Source organism: Paenibacillus sp. OSY-SE (genome assembly GCF_000283315.1).
Lineage (GTDB): Bacteria > Bacillota > Bacilli > Paenibacillales > Paenibacillaceae > Paenibacillus_B > Paenibacillus_B profundus.
This window is the reverse complement of record NZ_ALKF01000192.1, coordinates 38,751-61,824: the sequence shown is the minus strand read 5'-3', so window position 1 is coordinate 61,824 and position 23,074 is coordinate 38,751. Positions and strand designations below refer to the sequence as shown.

Below are 23,074 nucleotides of genomic sequence, written 5' to 3'. Positions count from 1 at the left end.
AGCGCGTCACTGGACCGCAAGCAACGAAAGAAAGCTGGTCCCATGACCCGTACTCGGGACGCCGAAGTTATCAGCCAACGTGGCAGCCAAGTCGGCAAAGGTGGAGCGGATGCCGATGGAAGCGCCGCTCTGCGCGAACCGCGGATTATATAGCAAAATCGGCACGTATTCACGTGTATGATCAGTTCCCGCATGAATCGGATCGTTTCCGTGATCCGCCGTAATGATGAGCAGGTCCCGTTCCCCGATGCGCTGCATCAACTCGGGCAGCGACTGATCGAACGCCTCCAGACAGCTGGCATAGCCTATAGGATCGCGCCGGTGACCATATAGCGAATCAAAATCAACTAAATTCGTAAACAACAAGCCGCGAAAATGGGCATCCAACTGCGCCAGCGTTGTCTCGATGCCATGAGCGTTGCTCTTGGTCGGATAGGACTGCGTAATGCCGCTGCCCGAGAAAATGTCGTTAATCTTGCCCACAGAGAGCACATCATAGCCGTGCTCCGACAGATGATTGAGCAGCGTCTTCCCTGGCGGGGCAAGGGCGTAATCGTGCCGGTTCGGGGTCCGGATGAACTGCCCTGGACTTCCGACGTAAGGTCTCGCTATAATCCGTCCTACGGCGTATGGAGCTTCGAGCGTCAGCTCTCGGGCAACATGACAGGCGGCATACAGCTCTTCGAGTGGAATGATTTCCTCATGTGCCGCGATTTGAAATACGCTGTCCGCGGAGGTGTATACAATCCATGCCCCTGTGCGCATCTGCTCTTCCCCGTATTCGTCCAATACAGCGGTACCGGAAGCCGGACGGTTGCAGATCACCTTCCGTCCTGTCCGCTCTTCAAAGATGCGGATAAGCGGTTCAGGAAAGCCAGAAGGATACACTTGAAACGGGATCGCGACATGCAAGCCCATCAGCTCCCAATGTCCCGTCATCGTATCCTTGCCGACCGACGTCTCCGCCATCTTGCCGTAGAATGCTGATGGGGAAGGACTCTCTTCCATATGCGGAAGCGGGGCTATATTGCCGAGCCCAAGCGCCTGCAAGTTCGGCAAACGCATGGAAGGCACCCGCTCCGCAATATGGCCGAGCGTGTGCGCACCTTGGTCTCCGAAGGCTTCCGCATCAGGCATCTCCCCGATTCCTACGCTGTCCATGACGATAACACATACTCGTTCGAACATTTGTAACCACTCCTGTCTCATGTCCTTTTCTTGGTGTCGCCGTTCTTGCCAAGACGTTCTATTGGATTAACTTGCCCCCGTCATGTAATATGTGGATAGAAGATAAATACAGTTCTGCGACAGGTCCTTGCATCCGGCAATCCTGTCGGGATAGGAGGCACCCATGATTGATGATTTGCGCGATGTCTTCATGTTTCAAGATTTGACTGCTGCAGAATGCGAAGACATCGCCCCCTTGCTTAAAGCTCGCAGCTATAAGAAGAGTCAGATTTTAATTTATGAAGAAGATCAAGGCACAGACTTATATATTCTTCGCGAAGGCTTGGTCAAGGTGTACCGCCTTCATCAAGATAAAGAAATTATTTTCAACTTTCAGTTTCCCGGCGATGTCGTCGGAGAAATGGAAGCGATTGCAGACCATCAGCATCGCGTCGCTTCGATCGAGACGATGGAGCCTTCTCACTTCTGGGTCATCAGCCGACCGGACTTTCTGCGTGTGATGGACGAGCATCCCGCAATATTGCGCCGCGCATACCAACGCTTACTCGACCATTTGCGCGTAATGAATCATAAAGTGCGCTACTTGTCCTATTTGGACGTTAGGCTGAAAGCAGCCAACTTGATTCTGGATCTGTACTACAATTTAGGAAAGCCTCATGAATCCGCTTTCAAAATTGAATGTAAATTAACGCATCACCTGCTGTCCACCATGATTGGGGTAACACGCGAATCCATTTCCAAAGTGATGCGCGACTTCCATGAAGAAGGCATCTTAGTCATGCAGCAAAAGTATATTTACATTACCGATTTGGAACGGCTTCAATCCATGTGCGACGACATGCAGGACGTTACGTCATCCCGCAAATGGCGTTCAGAATGCGGTTCGGCGTCCAAATTACGCTAACGGATTGTTCAAAAGCGACCTTTTAATACGCACCTAAAGCTATCTTTGTCACGAGGCTTGTCTTCATTATAAATCCAAAATGTAAGCGTTTCAGTTAAATACCAATCATAATTTTGGTGAAATTGTTCACAGAATCTGGGGCGACTGCTTCACGGAAACAGGATTGAGATTCATGGTATCGTTAAGACTAGGTAGTAACCGCTTTCAAATATGTGAGTGTTTAAAATGGAAGGCGCTTGGTTCACTATTAACGATAACATGGAGGGATTCAACATGAGTGTTCACTTGGAAGCGAAAGCCGGAGACATCGCCCCCATCGTCTTGATGCCGGGAGATCCGCTGCGGGCGAAGTATATTGCAGAGACGTTTCTAACGGAAGCCGTCTGTTATAATCAAGTCAGAGGCATGCTGGGGTATACCGGCACGTATAAAGGGCAGCCTGTGTCCGTGCAGGGCTCAGGAATGGGGATTCCTTCATTCTCCATTTACGCTACGGAGCTCATTCAAGATTACGGCTGCAAAACGCTCATTCGCGTAGGCACATGCGGTGCAATTCAACAAGATGTCAAGCTGCGCGACGTCCTGCTGGCACAAGCCGTATGCACGGACTCTTCCCTTAATCAGCATACGTTCCCTGGGTATGATTACTCGCCAATTGCCAGCTTCGACCTGCTGCGGAGCGCTTATGATATCGGTGTTGCGAAAGGGTTGAACCTGTGCGTCGGCAATATTCTGTCTTCTGATTTCTTCTATGGCGGCAATGAAGAAATGACGATGAAGCTGGGACGGTACGGTGTGCTTGCGGTAGAAATGGAGGCGGCGGCGCTCTACACGCTGGCAGCGAAGCACCAGATTCAAGCGCTCGCATTGCTGACCGTAAGCGATCATATTTTGACCGGAGAACAGACGTCGTCTCAAGAACGCCAGACCACCTTTAATGATATGATTGAAGTCGCTTTGGAGACCGCAATATCCTGATGTCCCTTTTGATCTCGTACTGATATCAGCCTTTCAAAAGAGCCCTTTCCTGCGTGAATGCAGTCAAGGGCTCTTCGTTATGTTACTTCATCCGCTCTGTGCGCTGCGTCAACCGTACTTTCCACCGGCGCACCTTCTCCCGCTTAATGTGCTTCAGCCGTCGCTCCGTCTCTTCATCCACCCGGAGCAAGCGATGCAAATGGGCGGCGATGACCAGCAGGGCGAACGCTGCCCACACGATGCCGAACCAGACTGCCGGCGTCAGGCCTTCCTTCAATGAAATGGTGGGCAGCACGACAAGCAGCATGGCCAAGACCAATGCAATATACACGACATGCTTCCACCTGCGGCGCCCGACGGAGGCCGAATTCATGATTTTATTCATCATGGCTACGCTCCTTGCTTTCGACACGGCGACATAGGCAATCAGCCGTGCTCTTGTCCTATACTAGAGCGTATGCATGACATTCATGAATGATGACTGATGTCCTTATTGATACAGATGACCTAGCGATTCAGAGACAATCTTGTTTACGTCTTGAATGATAACCGCAAGACGGCGTTCTGCATCGAACAGACGGGCGATGTCCGGATTCATGCTGATGACCTCAAACATCTTCTCCATCTTCTCCATCTCTTCTTGTGCCGGCATTTCCCCAGTCATCATCTTCTGCTGCATATCCATCTGGCGTGCACGGAAATCGTCAAGCATGCGTTTGCTATCTGTATCTCCTTCAATTGCTTTCATCGCTTCTTCGACGGATTGAGCCTCCTCGCAGGATTGCAGAGCGCGTGCTAAATCATGAGCTTTGTCATATACATTCATTTCATCTCATCCTTTCGGAAAAAATACATTAGTCAGCATAACACAGTTCATTTCACCGTTTCATTCCCATTTATGACGTTTATCCGACAGCTAGCAGAACAAACGACTGGAACAGGCCGATAATTCCGCCCAATAACGCCCCCAGCCACGTAATCGCCCGGAATTCTTTGCCTGAGACGCTCAAAATAATCGTCTCCAACCGTTCTACCGGAAATTGCTCCACCTGAGAGCGCACGACTTCCTCTAATCGTGCCGCCCGGACAATCTGATCCAGATTGCGGTCAATCAGCGTTATAGCTCCATTGACGATACGCGGAACGTAAGGCATCCAGGCCGACTTCACTTCATCCAGCCATTGTGCCGGCCTCACCTCCGCCAACCGCTCTAAGCGCTGATCCCATTGAATCCATAACTGCAATTTCCGGATAACGAAGTCCATCGCATCTTCCTCGTCCTTCAAATCTGCCCATGCACGCACCAATTGCGCAGGCGGCAGGCTTACCCATTCGGCAAGCTTACCGGATATGAACTGCGATACCGCAGCTTGCACCGCAGGCGATTGCAACTGCTCTATAATGACAGGCGACATCCGGGAGACGAGCTTATCCTCATCTACAAATATAGCCGCCATGGCGCCGAAGAAACCTTGGGCACGGTCAATGACCTCCTTCGCCATTCGGGTTAACATGCGCTGACCCTGCAGTGACGTCAGCTCTTTCTGAAGCGAGTGCAGCACTGCGGCCGCGGCATTGTCCGACATGCGCTGCCTTGACTCCTCCGTTCCGATTGGAATCCATTCGGATAACGGGCGTTCGTCCCATCCCTTGGCAGTCAGCCAGGATGTAAGCCCCTGCTCTGTCAATCGATCCAGACGCGAAGCTAGCCGGAGCTTCAATTCATCCCACTCTTCATTCGGGAACAAAGAAGCCGTCCATTGCTTCACGGTACGTTCATCCTTGAGCCACGCCTCGATATACTGCGTGACGGCCTGAACCGCACGCTCCCGCACATCGGGTCTGTCCAGCATGACGCGAAGCCCGTCGCTTGTCACTAAATATTCGGACACAACCTCTCCTAATGAAGCTGCGATGTCCTCTCTCCGTTTCGGAATGAGTCCAGGAGTGAACGGGACACGCCATCTCCCAATTCGAACCGGTTCGCGCGGATGAAACAGCATTTTTATAGCAAAATGGTTCGTCACTCCACCGACCAGGGCAGCTACGCAGACACTAAACACAATAAAAAGCCAATTGGGCATGTCTCTCCCTCCTTTTCCTGATGTAGGTCATCACCAAGGGAAATATGTCCTCATATGATGAATTAACGTATACGGTTTGCCTGTATCGACCCATGCGGGTATTTACCGTATGAATGACTGCAAGTTGTTGTTGGAAGGAGATCCTTCATGTCTAAATCTAAAGTGACGCTCCAGGTGGTAAGCTCCGGCATCTTGCGAGAAGAAGTGCTCATGTTGGGCGAAGCAATCGTCAAACAGTGGAAAATTCCCGTTAATCAGCCCCTTACCCTGCGTTTCGGCTCCTTCAAGCACCGTGTGTCGGTCGTACCGATTCCCCGCTTTGACGGGCTACGAATGAATCATGTTCTTGCACGAAGCATGGGACTCCTCTCGGGCCACTCGCTTCGAATCGTCTACAAGCCGTCCAGTCAGACACTCTGTCTCGGCCCTCTCATCGGCGTGCTAATCAGCCGTGATCGCCCCGATACCCCGGATAAGCCGTTCGGGCAAATTACGATGTTCTGCAAGGAACTCGTAGATGCCTGCCGATCTCAAGGGGCACTGGTCTGTTTCTTCACTCCTGAACAAATTCAGGATCTGCACATCGTGCAAGCTTGGGTCTTCGCAAACGGAAGCTGGCAGAAGACAAACACGCCTGTTCCCGACGTAATCAACAACCGCTTGACCTCACGCAAACTGGAGAACAAACCTAGCGTACAGCATTTTATGAAAGAAGTAAAATCACGGTATCAGTCCCACATTTTCAATGAAAAGTTTTTGGATAAAACCGAGGTATTCGATGCGCTGCAGCATGATGCGGAACTCGCCCGGTATTTGCCTGAATCGCATTTGTTGCGGAACTTCACGATGTTAAAGTCGATGTGTTCCCGCTACAATACGGTGTTTCTCAAGCCCGCAAGAGGCAGTCTCGGGAAAGGTATCGTCCGCATAACCCGTATGCAGGACAGCGGCTATCAGGCCATGTATTCCACCATCAATGGCACGAAACGCCAACAATACACCAGCCTGCTTAAGCTGTTCTCCAGTCTGTCGAGCAAAATGAAGAACAACCGGTACCAGATTCAACAGGGGCTGACGTTAATCGATCACGGAAAGCGTCCGGTCGATTTCCGCGCGCTCGTGCAGAAGAATGCTACCGGCAAATGGACGATAACCTCCATCGTCGCCCGCATCGCAAGCACCCAACATTTCGTATCGAATCTGGCACGCGGCGGCTCGCTCAGCACGGTGAAGGAAGCTGTCAATAAGGCGAATCTCCCTTCTAATACCAAGAGCGATGTTCATGTCCGTCTAAAAAAAGCGGCGCTTGATATTGCGCGAGGCGTTGATACGCACATCCCCGCTCATTTCGGGGAATTAGGCATCGATCTTGCCGTGGACTCCTCCGGTAGAGTATGGCTTCTCGAGGTAAATTCCAAGCCTTCCAAAAATGACAATACGCCCCTGAATGACAATAAGATTCGGCCTTCCGTACGCAAGATTGTCGAGTATTCCCGTTTTCTTAGCGGCTTCTGAGGAGGTGGCATAGATGAGTGAAGACCAGCCAAAGGAATATGCGCTTGGCGTGCTAGAATGCGATTCGCAAGGATCACCTCCATTTACCGAAGCGGCGTATTGCCGCAAGCTGTGCAAGATCGGTCACAAGTACGGCGTACAGGTCGTCGTCTTCTCTCCGCGTTGGGTTCATTGGCACGACCTTACCGTAAGCGGGTATGTCTACGGCACACACGGATGGGTGCAACGCATCGTCCCATTGCCTTCACTCTTATATGACCGCTGCGCTTATTCCAATAGCAACCAATATCGAAAAACCCGCACCGCTATTGCCAGACTGATACGGGATGCAAATGTCACCTTGCTCGGCATCGGCTTGCGTGGAAAATGGGACGTATACCAATCATTATCCAAGGAACCGTTCTTACTTGACATTTTGCCCAGAACCCGATTGTTCGCCGGAGCAGGCAGTTTAGCCGACCAGTTGAACGAGTGCGGGGGAGAACTATTTCTTAAGCCCCACGGTGGAACGCACGGCAAATCCACACTTCATGTTCGCCGCCTGTTCGGCAGCGATGCATCTGCCGGTAATGAAAGAGATGCTTCTGTCCTTGGAGCTTACTTGCATCTTCGCGGCCGGGACGAACGCAATCGCCCAATCCATCGTACCTTTGCGCATCCCGGTGAAGGATTGAAATGGATTGCCCGGTTCATCGGCAAGCGTAAATTTATCGTGCAGCCCTACTTAACTTTGGTTACGCAAACAGGTGAACCGTTTGATATACGTATCCTGATGCAAAAAAATGAGAAGGGGCGTTGGAGCTTTACGGGAATGGCCGCCCGTGTCGGGCGGCAGCACAGCATCACTTCGAACTTACATGGAGGCGGTCATGCCGTTTCGGTCGTTCCATTCTTGGAAAGCCAATTCGAACCAGAACACGTACAACGTCTCGTGCAACAGCTTCGCTCTTACAGCGAAATCATTCCACCGATTCTAGAAGCGCGCCACGGTCGTTTGACTGAGGTCGGTCTCGATTTCGGAATTGACCGTGAAGCCCGCCTGTGGCTCCTTGAAGTCAATTCCAAGCCGGGCAGGTCGGTTTTCAGGCAGACGGGCGAGCAGGAAGCCGCCATAAAATCCGTGGAGAACCCCATATTGTATGCGCGCTATGTAATGGTTCGATATCTTAGGAGGGTTAGTCCATGAGTTTGACGGTATGCAACGTCCATTTGACGCCAAATTCCGAGAAGATCTTATACGTGTCCAACTCACTGTTGAAGCAGTTGAAGCTTGCCGGAAAAAAGTCCGTACGGCTCAGGTTGGGGAAAACCAGCATACCCGCCACGGTCAAACCGATTAAAAAACCCGGCAAACATCTGTATGTTACGGCCGGCTTGCGAAGTTCGTTTCGAGTGCCTAAGTCCGGTCTCGTCTATTTGCTGAATGAACACGAGGGTGACTTGCAGTTGGGCCCTTTAATCGGCGTCATGTCCGACACCTCTTCACGTTCAACCACGAGTCCATTCGGCAGCCGCACCGGCTTTATTAAGCAAATTCTGCGCTCCGGCAACAAGAAAGCCTACGTCTTCGCCTTCAGTCCGCGCGACGTCAATTGGCAAAATGACACAGTGCATGCTTTCTTCGTTACCGACTCAGGTGCGTGGGTGCGGAAGACGGTTCCGCTCCCCGATGTCGTATACAACCGCCTGCCGAGCCGCAGGGCGGAAACATCAACGTCCATCAACGCACTCCGCGAACGTTTTATGAAGAAGAAAATACCGTTCTTTAACTGGAGCTTTTTTAATAAATCCGATGTGTACGCTCTGTTGAAAGATGAATTGAATGCGAATCGGTACGTTCCCGAATCCATTATGAATCCGACACCCGACATCATCCGCGCCATGCTGGATCGGCATCAGTTCGTCTATTACAAGCCGACCGCCGGCAGCTTGGGCATCGGCATTTACCGGCTCACTTATTTGCCTAAGAAAGGCTACTTCGCCCGCTATACAAACAACGGCAAAAATGTGCTTCTGCGCTTTAAGCAGTTCTCGAGCTTGATTCGAATGCTTGAAGCAAGACATGGACGCTCCTTGCGCAACTATGTCGTTCAGCAAGGGGTGCGCCTCATCGAAATCGACGGTTGTCCCATCGACTTCCGATTCCATATGCATAAGGACGGAGAGGATAAATGGGTCGTCGTCGGCATTGGAGCCAAAAAAGCGGGGAAAGGCAGTGTGACCACGCATGTGAAGAACGGCGGGAGGCTCATGACACCAGAGCAGGCACTCCAGCGCGCGTTCGGTGCACGTGCAGAAGAGGTGTTAGATAATTCCAAGCAGGTCGCCATCGAATTGGCAGAAGCCATCGAACGCAATCACCCTCATTTATTGGGAGAACTCGGGTTTGATCTCGGCATTGACCGCGATGAGCAGGTGTGGATGTTTGAGGCCAATGCGAAGCCAGGGCGCTCTATCTTCAAGCATCCCTCATTAAAAAACGAAGGGCAATCGTCGATTGAGCACATCCTAGAACACTGCCTGTACCTGAGCAAATTTCGCAGGGAGGAATCGACGTGAGCATGTTGGATCAAGAGCAGCTTCCCGTAGTAGCGATCCTCACGATAGATGATGACAAAGAAAATTTTCGCGGCAACCGGGACAATTTTATCGACATTTTACGAACTGGAAAAGAACTTGGATTTATCGTGTATATTATAACGGCCAAAGATTTAAAGCTTCATGCAAGGCGTGTGATTGGACATTCGTACCATTTTGATAAGGAGGCATGGCAGCAGGAATGGTTCCCGCTGCCTCAAGTGGTATATAACCGCATCCCACTTCGAGAGGATGAGAACCTGCCTTCAGTCCGCAGCAAAATTGAAGAAATTATCGCCCATCCGACCATTCGCATGTTCAATCCATATTTCTTTAACAAATGGCATTTGTTCGAGTGGCTGAAGAAGTCGCGCACTACCCGAAAATTCATTCCTTCCACAAGGCGGTTAAAGACATCCGTTTCCTTAGGCAAAATGCTGCATAAACATCCCTATCTCTATTTAAAGCCAGAAACGGGGAAAGCCGGGGTAGGCATCATGACGCTCCGCGTCAATCATACGAAAGCGTTGAAATTTCGCTTGAAGATACAAGATAAAAAGAAAAACACCTCCTACAAATGCGCCACCATATCCAAGCTGTGGACCCGTATTCGCAAGCAAGCAGGACAATATGATTACATTGTGCAGCAGGGCATTTCGCTCGCAACGATTAACCGCCGCCCTTTTGATCTGCGAGTATTGGTGCAGAAGAACAGCAAGGGGCAGTGGGACATTACCGGTGTCGGCGCAAGGGTAGCCGGTTCCATGAGCATTACGACACACGTGCCGCGCGGAGGAAGCATCGACGATCCCGAGAAGCTGCTCACGACCATCTTCGGATCAGAGCAATCGAGGCGAATATTCGTACGGGCCAAAAACACCGCGCTTGTCATCGCACGCCAAGTCGAACGCGGCTCCGAATATACGCTGGGTGAAATGTCAATGGACTTGGGCGTAGACGCAGGCGGCGGCATCTGGTTCTTCGAGGCGAATGCCAAACCGATGAAATTTGATGAACCTCACATTCGCAAACGCTCGCTGGAGCGCATTTTTCAATATAGCACATTCCTCGCGAAACCAAGCGGATGACGAGAGGAAGGTGAACACGCTTGGCTCAACCGGTTCTTGGTATACTAACCCTTTACTTGAATGATCACAAACAGCTTGAAGAACGGCCCATCTATCAGAAAATGATTGCAGCGGGCAAAAAAATCGGACTTGACGTATATGTATTCACGCCGCAAGATGTCGATGACCAACAGCAACGTATTTATGCGATGTGCTATCATCCGGAGACCGGCCGCTGGTCACGGAAATGGACCCGGTTTCCGAATATGATTTTTGACCGCTGCCGTATCCAAAAGAGCTACCGCTTTGAACAGTTAAAGCGATTTCGCAGCAAGTACAATCACTTGTTGTTCCTGAATCGGCCGCTGCGCAACAAATGGACGATTTATCAAGTACTCTCGACCGTGTCCTACGTCAAGCAGCACCTTCCTATCACTCGATTGTACTCATCTGTGCAAGATGTACAGCTCTTGCTGAAGCAATTTCCCCTCGTATACTTGAAGCCGATTAATGGAACTGGCGGACGCGGCATACTGCGCATAGAGCGAATCCGCTCCAACACGCAGACTGTCTACGTTCAGGGACGCGACCATCAACGCCGCATCATCCGTCCCCAAAAGATGACGTTCTCCCAATTGTCAGCCAAATTATCATCTTGGAACGCCAAGGAGCGCTATTTGGTCCAACAGGGCATCTCCCTCAACCTTCCAAGCGGAAGAGTGCACGATTATCGCATGCTCGTGCAGAAAAATGGCTCAGGCAAATGGGCTGTGACGGGCTGTGCCGGACGCGTCGGTGCCATAAAGAGCATTACGTCCAATTTGCATGGCGGTGGTGAAGCGGTCCGCATGGATGAACTGCTGCGTCAATGGATTGGCGATGAAGAGCGGATGAAAGCTGTCAAAAAAGAGGCGGAAGAGGCAAGCTTGGAGATCGCCCAGTTCCTGGAGCAGAAATATGGAGCCCTGTGCGAGCTGGCGCTCGACTTGGCAATCGATCGCAGCGGGCATGTATGGCTGCTTGAAGTCAATCCGAAGCCGGCCCGTGAAGTATTCATCCGCACTGGCGATCGGGAAACGTATCGTCTGGCCATTACACGGCCGTTAGAGTACGCCTCGTGGCTCTATAAGCAGAAGAATAACCGCCCTATACTTGCGAATCTGCACTCTGACGACACTCGCGCCGAGGAGGAAGCGGCGGATACTGCAACCAATGAGGATAATGTTGAATCCTCCTCAAGCTCTCTCTGATTCATAGTACAGAAGGCGCAGCCCATCGTTCGGGCTGCGCCTTTTACATGTGGCTATTGTTATTTTCGTGCAGAAGTTCGGTACAGCTCCAGCAACTCCTCAAATTGATATATGAAGCAGTCGGAGCCTTGCAGCTCTTCCTCTCTTCCGAAGCCGGCATATTGGCAGCCGATAACGGTCAGTTCATTTCCTTTGCCCGCTTCCACATCCGAAGAACGGTCTCCGACCATCCATGCGGAGGCAATATTATGTTCCTGAAGCAGTAGATGAACAAGCTCCACTTTCGTAGATGTCTGTCTTCCGCCCGCGCTGTAGATTCCCGTAAATAATTCTGTTAAACAGTGAGCATCAGAGACACCTTGGACATAATCCTCCAAGCCATTGCTCGCCACGAATAGCTTTACGCCCGCCTTATGAAGCTCCGATAGCGTCTCACGCACTTGTGGATACAGTTCCGAGTGGCCTTCCGTTAAGCCGGCAAGCTCGTATTCCAGCAATAAATCGTCCGCGCGCTGTCTTGCTTCATCGCTGGCATCCGGCATGACTCGCTTCCAGATCGCCTCAAGCAGCATGCCAAGAGAGCTTAGAATCAACTCCTCCGGCGGTGTAGGCCCCTCGAACAGCCCTTCGCTTCGCAGTTGATCGAACAATCGGTGATACGCAGGGATAAGCAGCGTTTCCGTCCGGAACAGCGTTCCGTCCATATCGAAAATCATCGCCTCCGGCCGTGGTAACGATTGACCGGAACGAGATGCAGCTGTGGAAGTTGTCATGGAATACCCTCCGTCTTTTTATGTTATTCAATGAGTCAATGAGTCAATGAGAATAATATAACATACTTTGTACGGAAACTGGAGGAAGAGAGCGATAAATATTGTTAACTTTTTGTAAGTATGCGCCATGGAAATGGACTCCACTTTCCGTTAACATGGAACTTGAAGATATTTTCTAATATCAAATCGCAACGCCACACAACATGTCACACGGAGGAGATTAAGTTGGAACAAGCCATAGTTATTGGCGCCGGTCCGTGCGGACTGTCTGCAGCCATTGAATTACAACGGATAGGGCTTAATCCTTTAGTAATTGAAAAGCATTGCCTGGTCCATTCGATTTACCGTTATCCTACGCATCTGCAATTCTTCAGCACCCCGGAGCTTCTCGAAATCGGCAGCGTGCCGTTTACTACGCCGCACGACAAGCCGTTTCGCCATGAGGCGCTGGTCTATTACCGCAAGGTAGCGGAACAATATCAGCTGCGCATCAGCTCATATGAAGAGGCAACCCATATTCGTAAAGAGGATGATGGGAGGTTCACGCTTCATACGAAGCTGCGGAACGGCTCAGCGTTAACGCGCGAAGCGCGCTTCGTTGTCATCGCGACCGGTTATTTTGATCATCCGAATCTGTTGGGGATTCCGGGTGAAAGCTTGCCGCACGTCACGCATTACTTTCAGGAAGCCCATCCGTATGCAGGGATGAATGTCATCATTATCGGAGGCAACAATTCAGCCGTTGACGCCTCGCTCGAACTATTGCGAGCAGGGGCCAACGTCACCGTCGTATACCGCGGCCATGAGCTGTCTGACAATATCAAGCCTTGGGTTCGTCCGATATTTGAAAGCATGATCACCAAGGAACGCATACATATGCGCTTCTCCTCGCAGGTCGTGAGCATCGAGCAGGATCGGGTGCACATTCAAGATTCAGAAGGGAAAGTGGACTATGTCGCTTGCGATTTCGTGCTTGCTTTGACAGGCTTTCGTCCCGATCGCAAGCTGTTGACGGAAAGCGGCGTTGATCTGCAGGATGATCGCGAGAAGCCCGTGTTCCATGAGAACTCGATGGAGACGAATGTGCCCGGCTTATATGTCGCTGGAGTAATCGCTTCGGGACGCAACGCGAACGAAGTGTTTATCGAGACCGGCAGGCACCACGGACGCCTGATCGCAGAGCATATCGTCGCGACGATGGAACAATGACGGCTGTGTCGCAGCCTGCAAAATAAACGGGGCTGTACGTGAGCGATGATCCGTACAGCCTTGCTTGCTTACTACTTCGTTTTTCTTTCGCTTCATCTGCCCCTTGGCTTTATTCTCCCCTTCCATCAGAAGTCCGTACGAACAATGACGACTATGGATCCCTGCCAAGCTCTCTGCCGTCAGGATCGGACGCTTTCATGGAATTCTATAACGAAATATTACGTTAGTGCTGTGGCGCGTTCTGATTAACGGTGTTCCCTCATCTGCCCCTTTGCTTCATTCTCCCCTTCCATCAGAAGTCCGTACGAACAATGTCGACTATGCATCCTGCCAAGTTCACTGCCGTCAGGATCGGACGCTTTCATGGTATGGTGTCTTTACTAAGCGGCATGTAGTTGTACCTCTTCCTCGTGCTCCTTTCTGACTCTATGGGAGAATGGATCTAAGGGTCATAGAACGGAAGCACATCCGTCTGCTTTCTATACTTGTGAAGGATACTCGTTTATAGTCGAACGATATGCCGCTGTCTGATTAGAGGGGAGAGTGAGGCAAAGGGAGCGAACAGACATACCTTCTCCGTGAAGGATAAAGTGATTCCATAGCAGTAGACATCTTCCGCCAAGAATCTATAAAAATTCTATAAGATTGAAAAAAGGCGCCCCATCGCTGGGAACGCCTTCACCATTTACTTGCAATCGAGCAGCAGTTTTTAATACGTCACAGTACCGGAACCTTGCCATTCATCGCGGCTTCCCGCTCCTTGAAGTCTACGCCTTTATAGTACATTTCAGCTACAAGCAGGTTAGGCCCACAGCAGGACGCTTGCGGACAGTAGCAATCCACCGTCTTGCAGAGTGGATGCTCATGCAGCCATGCATTGAATATATCGTCCAGCTTCACGTTGTGAATATTTCCGAAGGCAGGGATATCCGCAAAGTCGGTCACGAACACGTCCCCCGTAAAGAGATTGACGTTCAGACGGTTGCGTCCGTCAGGGTCATTGCGAAGCGTCACCATCGGTTCCGATTTCAACCGATTCAGCAGTTCCTGATCTTCTCCATTACTATTGCAGGAATAGAACGGCAACGTACCGAAGAGCATCCACATTTCCTTGTTGCGCGTGTCTAAGAGATGATGAATCGATTGACGCAGATCGGATATAGGCAGCGTCGGTAAATGCTCTGCGAAGGAGCTCGGATACATCGGATGAACCTCATGGCGTTTGCAGCCCATCTCATCAATAAGCCGATGGATCTCGCTCATCTTGTCATGTGTCCGATAATTGAGCATCGATTCAGCAGATATATACATGCCCGCTTCACTCAAGCGGCGCGTGTTCTCGATCATTTGCTCATACAGCCGGGCGGCCACACCAGATTTAACTTCATGGCTCGTATGCGTGAACCCAACCGCATGGAAATCTTCCATGCACGTATAGTTGAAAGAAATGTGCATAACGTCCAAATACGGTGCAATCCACTCATACCGGCGCACATCCAGCGTCAAGTTGGAGTTGATCTGGGAACGAATGCCTCGATCGCGAGCATACTTGAGAATCGGGACGATATATTCCTTCACCGTCTTCTCATGGAACATCGGTTCACCGCCGGTAATGCTGATCGTCTCCAAATGCTCCACCTCATCCAAACGCTTCAGCATGAGGTCAAGCGGGAGCTTCGGAGGCTCAATCATCGTGAGCGTGTGTCCGACGGCACAATGCTCACACCGCATATTGCACACATTCGCCACGGTCATCTCGACGCTCGTCAACACATGATGGCCATAGGTTTGCAAGGAGCGTATCGGATCCCACGGATCATAATACGGGGAAATGTCCGGAAGCCCGTTCGCAATGCGCTCATGATTTACATTCGTTTCCTTCTCCACTTGCAGCTGTTTCATCTGTTATTCCACCTAACTTTCTAGTTGCCTCTTCATGTCAACTCATTATTCTACAATTTCTGCCCGTCTTCTCATAGGAGTTAGCGGCCTGTAATCAGAACCGGCAACCATTATGCAGTTCTCTCTATGCAGTAAACGACAATGTAATCTGCCGAAGCTGTACCTCAAGCTGCATTGCGCTCCGACTTGCTCCGGAACAATCTCGGTGCCCACCAATTCAACTTGCCCATGAGCTTCATCAAAGCTGGTACTAGAAACACACGAATTAGTGTCGCATCCAGCAGCACAGATGTGGCTAATCCAAGTCCAATAGCTTTCATCATCTCGTTATCCGTAAATATGAACGCGCCTACGACGACAATCAAGATGAATGCAGCGCTCGTAATAATGCTGCCGGTCTTCTTCAAGCCTTCTACCGTACTATGTTCATTATTTTTCGTCCGGTCATATTCTTCCGCAATCCGTGAGAGCAAAAATACCTCATAATCCATAGATATGCCGAATACGACGCAGAAAATGATGACTGGCAGCATCGCCACCACAATACCTGTTGAAGTGACCTGGAACAAGTCGGCCAAGTACCCATGCTGGAACACAAGCACAACGATGCCCAGGCTCGCCCCCAAGCTCAATATATTCATGAGCACCGCCTTCAACGGCAGCAGAACAGAGCGGAAGGCAATGAACAGAACGAAGTAGGTCACGAGCAGAATGAATCCGACGACATACGGCAGAGCGTTCGTAATCCGGTCGATAATGTCCAATTGAACAGCCGGCCCGCCTGTAACATACTTCTCGTTCACATCGCTCCCCAAATCCAATTCACGCAGTTGACGGACTAGCTCGAAGGCTTCATCACCGTCAGGCTGGACATCCGGTATGACCTGCATAATGATGAGCTGGCCTTTCACCAAGTGACTGCCTTCCAATTGCGCCCGAAGCTGTTCATTCTGCAGCGCACCGGCTTTCGCTTCCGCAGTAGGGAGTTGGGCAAGTGCCGCAACATAACTGTCTACACGGCGCACCCCTTCTACCTTGCGGATTTGGTCGGCCCATTTCTCAGCTGCTTGAATGGTATCAAGCTCTGTATAAGGCTTATCTGCCCGCAGCACCAATTGAACCGGGGTCAATTCATGCGGATCATAGACCTCATTCATTAAATCCGCGCCGTATCTGGATTCGTATTTCGGCGGCAGCACCTCAGCAGCCGGTATGCCAATCTTCATGCCTCCCACTGGCAAGGCACACGTAATGAGGATGGCGCACAACAATATTACGATCGTAACCGGCCGTTTCATGACTCCATGAGCAATCTTGCTCCAGAACCTGCTCTCTTCCCCGTCAGTGCTCCGGCGAAAGCGCCGGGGAATGACAGGATAACGATTAATTTTCTCTCCGAATACCGCTAAAAGCGACAACAGCAGAGAATTCCCCACAATTACCGACATCGACACGACCATAACTCCGCCCAAGCTTAACGAACGAAATAAGGACAAGTCGATAAATGCCATCGCAACCAACCCAATCAACACGGCAACACCAGAGAAGAAGATGGATTGCCCTGCCCGCTGTGCAGTCATCGCCACCGCTTGCTCTATCGAAGGCTGACACCGCAGCTCCTCACGGAAGCGGCTAACCATGAATAAGGCGTAATCGATCCCAACCGCAAGGCCCAGCATCGTAACGACATTCGGCAGGAAATTGCTTAGCGAATCGGTAGATAGCGCAATAAAGTACAATAATCCTAGTGTCACTGTGACACTGAACAAGCCCACGATGAGCGGCAGCAGCCCTGCAAGCAATGTGCCGAACACAATGAGCAAAACAATGAGCGCTATCGGCAAGCCGATCATTTCCGACTTCACGATATCGCGCTTACTTGCCTCCTGCATATCATAATAGACCGGAGTAGCGCCGCTAGCATATATGTTCATGCTCGGAATATCGGGGATAAGCCTGCGGATGTCCGGATATTGTTCCAAAGCATCGTTCGTATCCATATTGAAAATGACGTTCACCGAGGTGACGTCCTGACGATTCCCGATTCTGCCGTCTTGACGCACGTGCAGATCCGTTACGTACGGCTGTTCTTGCAGCTTAGACAAGGACTGTTCGATTAATTGCATTGCCTGATCCGTCATCAGTGAGGAACCATCTTTGCTTTCATAGACAATGTCCATCATTGTAGCCGAAATTCCCATCTCATCCCGCAGCACATTCAATCCGTTGTCAGATTCACTGCCAGCAGGCGTAAATCCATTGTCTTTGAGCATAGATGGCACTTGAAAGGCAAAAAGGGCCATAACCAAAAAAATTATCACCCACACGCTCCACACCAAATGGCGCCGGCGGTACATCAGCTTGCCCCAATGCCAAAACAGACCGTGTTTATCTGTTTCTCGCACTCCTTGTTCCCCCTGCTTATGTAATAGAGGTCGTTCAAAAAATCCCCTTTTGATCACGTAATATTCCGAGAAGCTATTCGGCTTCGAATCTTGCATTCACTCTCGAAGAGCTTATGCTTCCGAAGCATGTTTCCTGCGGAAACATTTCAGGTGATCATGCAGTCTCGCCTACACTCCGCTCCTCCTTGCAAGTTTTGCGGAGCAAAACTCGATTCGAAAGCATACGCTTCGAGTTCTTGCAACCTTCTCGGTGCTGAAAAGTGGCCTTTTTGAACACACACTAATAACTCTAAGTCTCATTGTAAGCTTCGTTGCGACCAGGGTCAATTTTCTCAGTATCGGCTCCTACGATCATCATATGCAAGCATTCAGATAAATTAAGTTCTCGCGGAGCAGACAAACGGTTCCCTTCGGAATCGTACAAGATGCGAACGACGGGACGCTGCGGACAGTGCGCGTTGATGGAAGCGACAACACCGGTTTCCCCGTTGCTTAATACGATGGACATGCCTATCGGGTAGACGGCGATTCGATCTCGGAACAATGCAAGCATAGATTGCTCGTATAAAGTTCCCGAACCTGTGTACAAAATTTCCAGAGCTTCATGGGGCAGCATGGCTTGACGATAGACGCGATGTGTAGTCATCGCATCATAGGAGTCGGTAATCCCAATCCATCTGGCATATTCGTGGATGTCCGGCGAGGTAATACCCCGCGGATAGCCGCAACCATTCAATCGTTCATGATGCTGATACGCACAATGAGCGGCTAAGATCGGGATATTCGGTTCATTCTTAAGGATGCGATAACCTAACTCCGCATGCTGCTTGATGTGGTCGAATTCGGAATCGGTCAGCTTGCCGGGCTTGGTCAATATTTGGAGGTCAATTTGCGTTTTGCCAATATCATGAAGAAGCGCCCCCATACTCAACGTCTTCAACGCCTCTCGCTCATAGCCGTAGTGCATGCCAAGCAGCGTTGTGTAGACACATACATTGAGCGAGTGCCGGAATAAATAATGGTCAGTCGTTTGGATATCATTCAGCATGACCATCGCTTCATCATGATTGGAGAGATCGTCAATAATGGCATCCAGCACTTGAATAAAAGCACGATTCATCGTCGAGGATACTGGCCGTTTGCGCGAGGTCTTATCGTTCATCAGCAGCTTGAACTGCTGCCGGATCGTCTTGTTGGCCATACGGCGCGTATCCTCACTCAATAGGTTCGGGGCATCTATACCTTCAGTCAACTCATCTTCGATATATACGTGGGAGACTCCCATCGCAAGCAATCGTTGGATGTAGGATGCGTTCAGTTCGACGTGCTCTTCCAGCAGGACAAAACCTTCTTCATTAAATATTTTTTTTGCTAAACGCATGCCAGATCGGCACGCTTGAACTGGTACCCATCGCAAGCAGAGTCAACCCCTGATGTTAAGTTATTTACAATTTCGAAATGTATCCGTATTCCCTGTCTTAATTCTATTTTATAATACCATATGTCAGATAGTTAAAGTAATCATAGAATACCTTCAAAATTTATAGTTATGGAATTTTATGTATCGTTAACGCATGATAAAAAACCAGAACAAGGCGGCCAGCACAAAGCGATATATTGCAAAATGGCGCAAGCGGATTCGCTGAATATGATTCAAAAAGGTAACGACGACGATATAAGCGACCACGAAGGAGACGATAAATCCTAGCGCAAAAAAACCAATAATATCTAGAGTGAACATCTTGTAGTTCTCCAGCAGCTCATAGCCACTTGCCATCACCATAATTGGAATCGCGATCAAAAACGAAAAGTCCGCTGCCGCACGGTAGCTGACCCCGCTTAACATACCGCCTGACATCGTGGATCCCGAGCGTGAGAATCCTGGCCAGACGACAGATAGGATCTGGTATAGACCGATAAGAAACGCTTGTTTATAAGAGATATCCTCCATCGACTCAGCCGACGGTTTCTTCTTCGAGCCGAACCATTCAGCAAACCACATAAACGCCCCGCCGACTACAAGCGCCCAAAGCACCGTTGCTGTATTATCGAACTGACTCTTGACATAATCTTTGGCAAAGAACGCGACGAGCACAGCTGGACCAATGCCAAGAGCAATATGAATCAGATTGAGCCGCTTGGCTGGAATATTGCCCTTCTGTACCGTTTGGCTGCGCAGACCGAGCATTTCCATAATTCGCTGCCAATAGACAACCGTAATCGCTAAAATGGCGCCGAGCTGAATGACGATCTCAAATGTCTTCAGCCACCCCGCCTGCTCTGTAATGCCCATCAGCCGAGTCGTTAAAATCATATGACCAGTGGATGAAACCGGGATGAATTCCGTTAAACCTTCAACGATACCTAATATAATCGCAATCATCACGTAGAACATGCTTCCAACCCACTCCTCTCCCTCTAATCGAGGGTAGTCAATGTGAATCTGCTCTCACGGCAGCGTTCCAGTTCCAGTTCATTTTGAAGTTGAGATTTTAATATATCGCGTAAAAAATCCGGCAGTAAAAACTGAATGTTCTCCCCTTGCTTCAAGCTTAAATATCCAGCACCGAAGACAAACATATCGATACTCCCCACCCACAGCATATCCGTGTCTAGAATTTCCCGACCATCTTCGCGCCATAGACGGATCCTCGTCTCGTCAGCATGAACGGTGGCCTCCATCTGCAGCCCATCAAAGCATAGCGTGCCAAGCTCCGTTCCGCGAAATCCGTATCCGCGAATCGTCTTGTGAATCCATTCCTCCTGCAAGCACTCCTTCAAAGCTCGACGTAATGCGGACCCGCTCAATTGCATACGAACCGGGTTGATAGGGGAAGGGCATATTGCGTGCAGCATGCCTTCCGTAACTTCCCCTGCCGGAATATGTCCGAGCAGCTGCCCAGCATTCACGAGACCGATGTCCGCTCGGGCGGCGGAACGAAGTCCTTGAGCAAGAAGCTGACCTAGAGGAGAAGGCTTCGCAAGGTGAACTGCAAGCGGTTCAGATAAGACCGTGACTGGAGCGGCTAAATGCCTAACCGCTTCTTCCCGCCAACGTCCCAGTTCCTGGACAATAATCTCATCCGGCTCCAGCTCAGCCGTTGGGATGCAGTAAGGCTTCATATGTATCTTCCCTGCACGGCGGCAGCACTCCACGACCCCTAAATAGTTGCCGTGCTTCCCAGCGGCAAGCAGCCACGTATCCTTGATTCGCCTGCCTTCTTGCAGCAAGTGGTGCGTATGACCGCCCAATATGAGGTCAATGCCATCGATTTGCTCCGCCATGCGCTCATCAACAGGCAATCCGCAATGGGAAAGGACGATGAGCAGATCGACGGTAGGTCGCAATTCGGCAACCGCGTCGGCAACCGCATCTATCGGGTCGGTTACATCCCATCCCAGCAACTTATAATAATCAGGATACGATGCAGTCACTCCTACAATACCTATGCGGTATTCGTTGCGCTCAAGGCGTATCCACGGTGTAAGCCAGTTCGGACGTTCTCCGCTGTCCAGATCGAACACATTAGCCGCCAACATCGGAAATTGCCCCCACTTCCGATATACGTCGCCTAATCTTTCGGGTTCAAAGGTAAGCCCTTCATTATTGCCGATGACGCCGGCATCATAACGCAAAGCATTCATAATGTGCAGATTGGCCGCCCCATAGGTTCCTTCCGTCTCCGAGAATGCTCTGTCCATATGATCGCCACCATCCAATAACAGCACCCGATTCCCTAACCGGGCACGGTAATGGCGAATCTGAGCAGCCAGACGGGTGACTCCTTCCCAATGGCTGTGCACGTCATTGGTATACAATAGGATGATCGAATCGTCCGAACCACAATCTAACGACTGCAGCAACTTCATCCCTTCCTTTCCGCCTGCAATCCATGGCTGATAAACATCAACAAGCATAGCATGAACATCATCGCTTGACTATCGCCCTGCGTTAGGATTGCCGTTCGGGACAAACTCGCCTCTATATTCATATACGAGCTTCAAGAAAGATTCATCACCGCAAATTTTCAGTTTATTTGGAAAATGTTGTTGTCACATTTTCGTGGAGTTGATATGATAAATCGTACATGTAGGCCAATTTAACTGGGATGGTGAAATGCAACGTGCGGGTTCATGTTACGCAAATTAGAGATGGGGATAGACTATCGAAGGATATTTTCAATCATCATGGTCTATTAGTCCTATCCGCGGGTACGGCCATCAAGGAACGAGACATTGCTTTGTTCCTAAGGCACCATATGGATATGATTGATATTGAAGCTCGTGAAAACAACACATTTATGATACCGCTTACTGCTGTGATGGATAAGAATTTCGGTGATGAGAACCAACCGGATATTCCCGTGCAATCATCACAATCCAGACAATCGATGCTCCTTAGTTATAAAGAGGCTATATCCGGCGTTGAGACACTGTTCTCCGATGCTATCGCTCATGGCATTGTGAAGGACGAGCAAGTCGAACAGACGATCATGCCAATTATTCAACAAATCGAGAACGAACGCGACGTCGTCTCACTGCTGCTGATGCTCGATTCTCAGGATGATTACACATGCCAGCATTCCGTACAAGTCGGCATGCTGGCCTTCTATCTCGCCAAGTGGCTTCATTACGAAGATGTCGATGCGATGCGCATTTGCAAAGCCGGCTTCCTCCACGACATCGGAAAAGCTCACATCGACAAGGACATATTAAACAAGCCGGATCGCCTGACTGCTGAGGAGTTCGAAGCGATTAAGCGCCACACGATAAGCGGATACGAGGTCATCAGACAGTCATATGAGGATGAATGGCTCTCATTGGCCGCTCTTCAGCACCATGAGCGACTCGACGGCTCCGGATATCCGTATGGACTTATCGATGAGAACATTCATCCGGTATCGCGAATCGTTGCCATTGTAGATGTGTATAGCGCCATGACCTCGAATCGAAGCTATCGCAAGAAACAGGATTTATTTACCGTGTTGAAGGAACTGTATCATATGAGCTTTAGCGGGCTGGATCCGACGCTTACGCATACTTTTATCCGTAATATGCTCCCGAACTTTATACATAAGCAGGCTCGTCTGAACGACGGTAGAACGGGACTCATCGTCATGACGCATCAGACGGAATTCTTCCGCCCGCTCGTGCAAATCGATAATCAATTTATCGATTTATCGTTAACGAGAGAACTATTTATTGAACAGGTTTACGTATAA

Annotated in this window: 19 protein-coding genes; 9 read left to right on the top strand and 10 right to left on the bottom strand. The window is 50.2% G+C overall.

What is annotated here, in order from left to right; translation table 11 throughout:
* Positions 1-6: 6 nt before the first annotated feature.
* Positions 7-1,188 (bottom strand): phosphopentomutase, encoded by a 1,182-nt coding sequence (deoB, locus tag A372_RS0120430; protein ID WP_019422758.1) that lies wholly within the window; start codon positions 1,186-1,188, stop codon positions 7-9.
* Between the two features lie 163 nt (positions 1,189-1,351).
* On the opposite strand from deoB, the gene A372_RS0120425 reads away from it, so the two are divergent.
* Together A372_RS0120425 and deoD are read left to right on the top strand one after the other, a co-directional pair.
* Entirely contained in the window at positions 1,352-2,092 is a 741-nt protein-coding gene (locus A372_RS0120425; RefSeq protein ID WP_019422757.1) for a Crp/Fnr family transcriptional regulator, read from the top strand.
* A gap of 273 nt (positions 2,093-2,365) precedes the next feature.
* Complete coding sequence (gene deoD / locus A372_RS0120420) at positions 2,366-3,070, top strand: purine-nucleoside phosphorylase (RefSeq protein WP_019422756.1); 705 nt, start codon at positions 2,366-2,368, stop codon at positions 3,068-3,070.
* An 82-nt stretch (positions 3,071-3,152) separates the two neighbouring features.
* Here the strand turns inward: deoD and A372_RS0120415 are convergent, their stop codons facing one another.
* The 3 genes from A372_RS0120415 to A372_RS0120405 all read right to left on the bottom strand — a co-directional run bounded on the left by A372_RS0120415 (position 3,153) and on the right by A372_RS0120405 (position 5,154).
* The gene (locus A372_RS0120415; RefSeq protein ID WP_019422755.1) at positions 3,153-3,458 is read right to left on the bottom strand and encodes a hypothetical protein; all 306 of its coding nucleotides are present in this window, start codon (positions 3,456-3,458) and stop codon (positions 3,153-3,155) included.
* A gap of 102 nt (positions 3,459-3,560) precedes the next feature.
* Positions 3,561-3,896, bottom strand: coding sequence for a YlbF family regulator (locus A372_RS0120410; protein ID WP_019422754.1), 336 nt, complete (start codon positions 3,894-3,896; stop codon positions 3,561-3,563).
* A gap of 79 nt (positions 3,897-3,975) precedes the next feature.
* The gene (locus A372_RS0120405; protein ID WP_019422753.1) at positions 3,976-5,154 is read right to left on the bottom strand and encodes a DUF445 family protein; all 1,179 of its coding nucleotides are present in this window, start codon (positions 5,152-5,154) and stop codon (positions 3,976-3,978) included.
* Positions 5,155-5,301: 147 nt separating this feature from the next.
* On the opposite strand from A372_RS0120405, the gene A372_RS0120400 reads away from it, so the two are divergent.
* From A372_RS0120400 to A372_RS0120380, 5 genes are read left to right on the top strand one after another with little or no spacing between them, the layout of a single operon-like run.
* A complete protein-coding gene (locus A372_RS0120400) occupies positions 5,302-6,669 on the top strand; it encodes a YheC/YheD family endospore coat-associated protein (protein WP_019422752.1) in 1,368 nt (455 codons plus the stop codon).
* A 13-nt stretch (positions 6,670-6,682) separates the two neighbouring features.
* Positions 6,683-7,855 (top strand): YheC/YheD family endospore coat-associated protein, encoded by a 1,173-nt coding sequence (locus tag A372_RS0120395; RefSeq protein WP_019422751.1) that lies wholly within the window; start codon positions 6,683-6,685, stop codon positions 7,853-7,855.
* Positions 7,852-9,228 carry a YheC/YheD family endospore coat-associated protein gene (locus A372_RS0120390; RefSeq protein WP_019422750.1) on the top strand — a complete coding sequence of 459 codons (1,377 nt, stop codon included), beginning with the start codon at positions 7,852-7,854 and terminating at the stop codon, positions 9,226-9,228. Before A372_RS0120395 ends, A372_RS0120390 begins: the two co-directional genes overlap by 4 nt.
* A gap of 2 nt (positions 9,229-9,230) precedes the next feature.
* Positions 9,231-10,334 (top strand): YheC/YheD family endospore coat-associated protein, encoded by a 1,104-nt coding sequence (locus tag A372_RS0120385; RefSeq protein WP_036704857.1) that lies wholly within the window; start codon positions 9,231-9,233, stop codon positions 10,332-10,334.
* 20 nt (positions 10,335-10,354) lie between these two features.
* A complete protein-coding gene (locus A372_RS0120380) occupies positions 10,355-11,563 on the top strand; it encodes a YheC/YheD family endospore coat-associated protein (protein ID WP_019422748.1) in 1,209 nt (402 codons plus the stop codon).
* Between the two features lie 59 nt (positions 11,564-11,622).
* On the opposite strand, the gene A372_RS0120375 is transcribed toward A372_RS0120380, so the two are convergent.
* On the bottom strand, positions 11,623-12,336 hold the full coding sequence (locus A372_RS0120375; protein ID WP_019422747.1) for an HAD family hydrolase: 714 nt from the start codon (positions 12,334-12,336) through the stop codon (positions 11,623-11,625).
* Between the two features lie 225 nt (positions 12,337-12,561).
* Here A372_RS0120375 and A372_RS0120370 point away from each other — a divergent pair, with 225 nt between their 5' ends.
* Positions 12,562-13,545 carry a YpdA family putative bacillithiol disulfide reductase gene (locus A372_RS0120370; protein ID WP_019422746.1) on the top strand — a complete coding sequence of 328 codons (984 nt, stop codon included), beginning with the start codon at positions 12,562-12,564 and terminating at the stop codon, positions 13,543-13,545.
* Positions 13,546-14,262: 717 nt separating this feature from the next.
* Here the strand turns inward: A372_RS0120370 and yfkAB are convergent.
* The 5 genes from yfkAB to A372_RS0120345 form a co-directional block, all read right to left on the bottom strand.
* The gene (gene yfkAB / locus A372_RS0120365; RefSeq protein ID WP_019422745.1) at positions 14,263-15,447 is read right to left on the bottom strand and encodes a radical SAM/CxCxxxxC motif protein YfkAB; all 1,185 of its coding nucleotides are present in this window, start codon (positions 15,445-15,447) and stop codon (positions 14,263-14,265) included.
* A 164-nt stretch (positions 15,448-15,611) separates the two neighbouring features.
* Positions 15,612-17,852, bottom strand: coding sequence for an MMPL family transporter (locus A372_RS0120360; RefSeq protein WP_019422744.1), 2,241 nt, complete (start codon positions 17,850-17,852; stop codon positions 15,612-15,614).
* Positions 17,853-18,141: 289 nt separating this feature from the next.
* On the bottom strand, positions 18,142-19,269 hold the full coding sequence (locus A372_RS0120355; protein ID WP_019422743.1) for an HD-GYP domain-containing protein: 1,128 nt from the start codon (positions 19,267-19,269) through the stop codon (positions 18,142-18,144).
* 150 nt (positions 19,270-19,419) lie between these two features.
* Positions 19,420-20,247, bottom strand: a complete 828-nt coding sequence (locus A372_RS0120350) for an undecaprenyl-diphosphate phosphatase (RefSeq protein ID WP_019422742.1) — start codon at positions 20,245-20,247, stop codon at positions 19,420-19,422.
* Positions 20,248-20,270: 23 nt separating this feature from the next.
* Positions 20,271-21,770 carry a bifunctional metallophosphatase/5'-nucleotidase gene (locus A372_RS0120345; protein WP_019422741.1) on the bottom strand — a complete coding sequence of 500 codons (1,500 nt, stop codon included), beginning with the start codon at positions 21,768-21,770 and terminating at the stop codon, positions 20,271-20,273.
* A 206-nt stretch (positions 21,771-21,976) separates the two neighbouring features.
* On the opposite strand from A372_RS0120345, the gene A372_RS0120340 reads away from it, so the two are divergent.
* The gene (locus tag A372_RS0120340) at positions 21,977-23,074 is read left to right on the top strand and encodes an HD-GYP domain-containing protein (RefSeq protein ID WP_026011186.1); all 1,098 of its coding nucleotides are present in this window, start codon (positions 21,977-21,979) and stop codon (positions 23,072-23,074) included.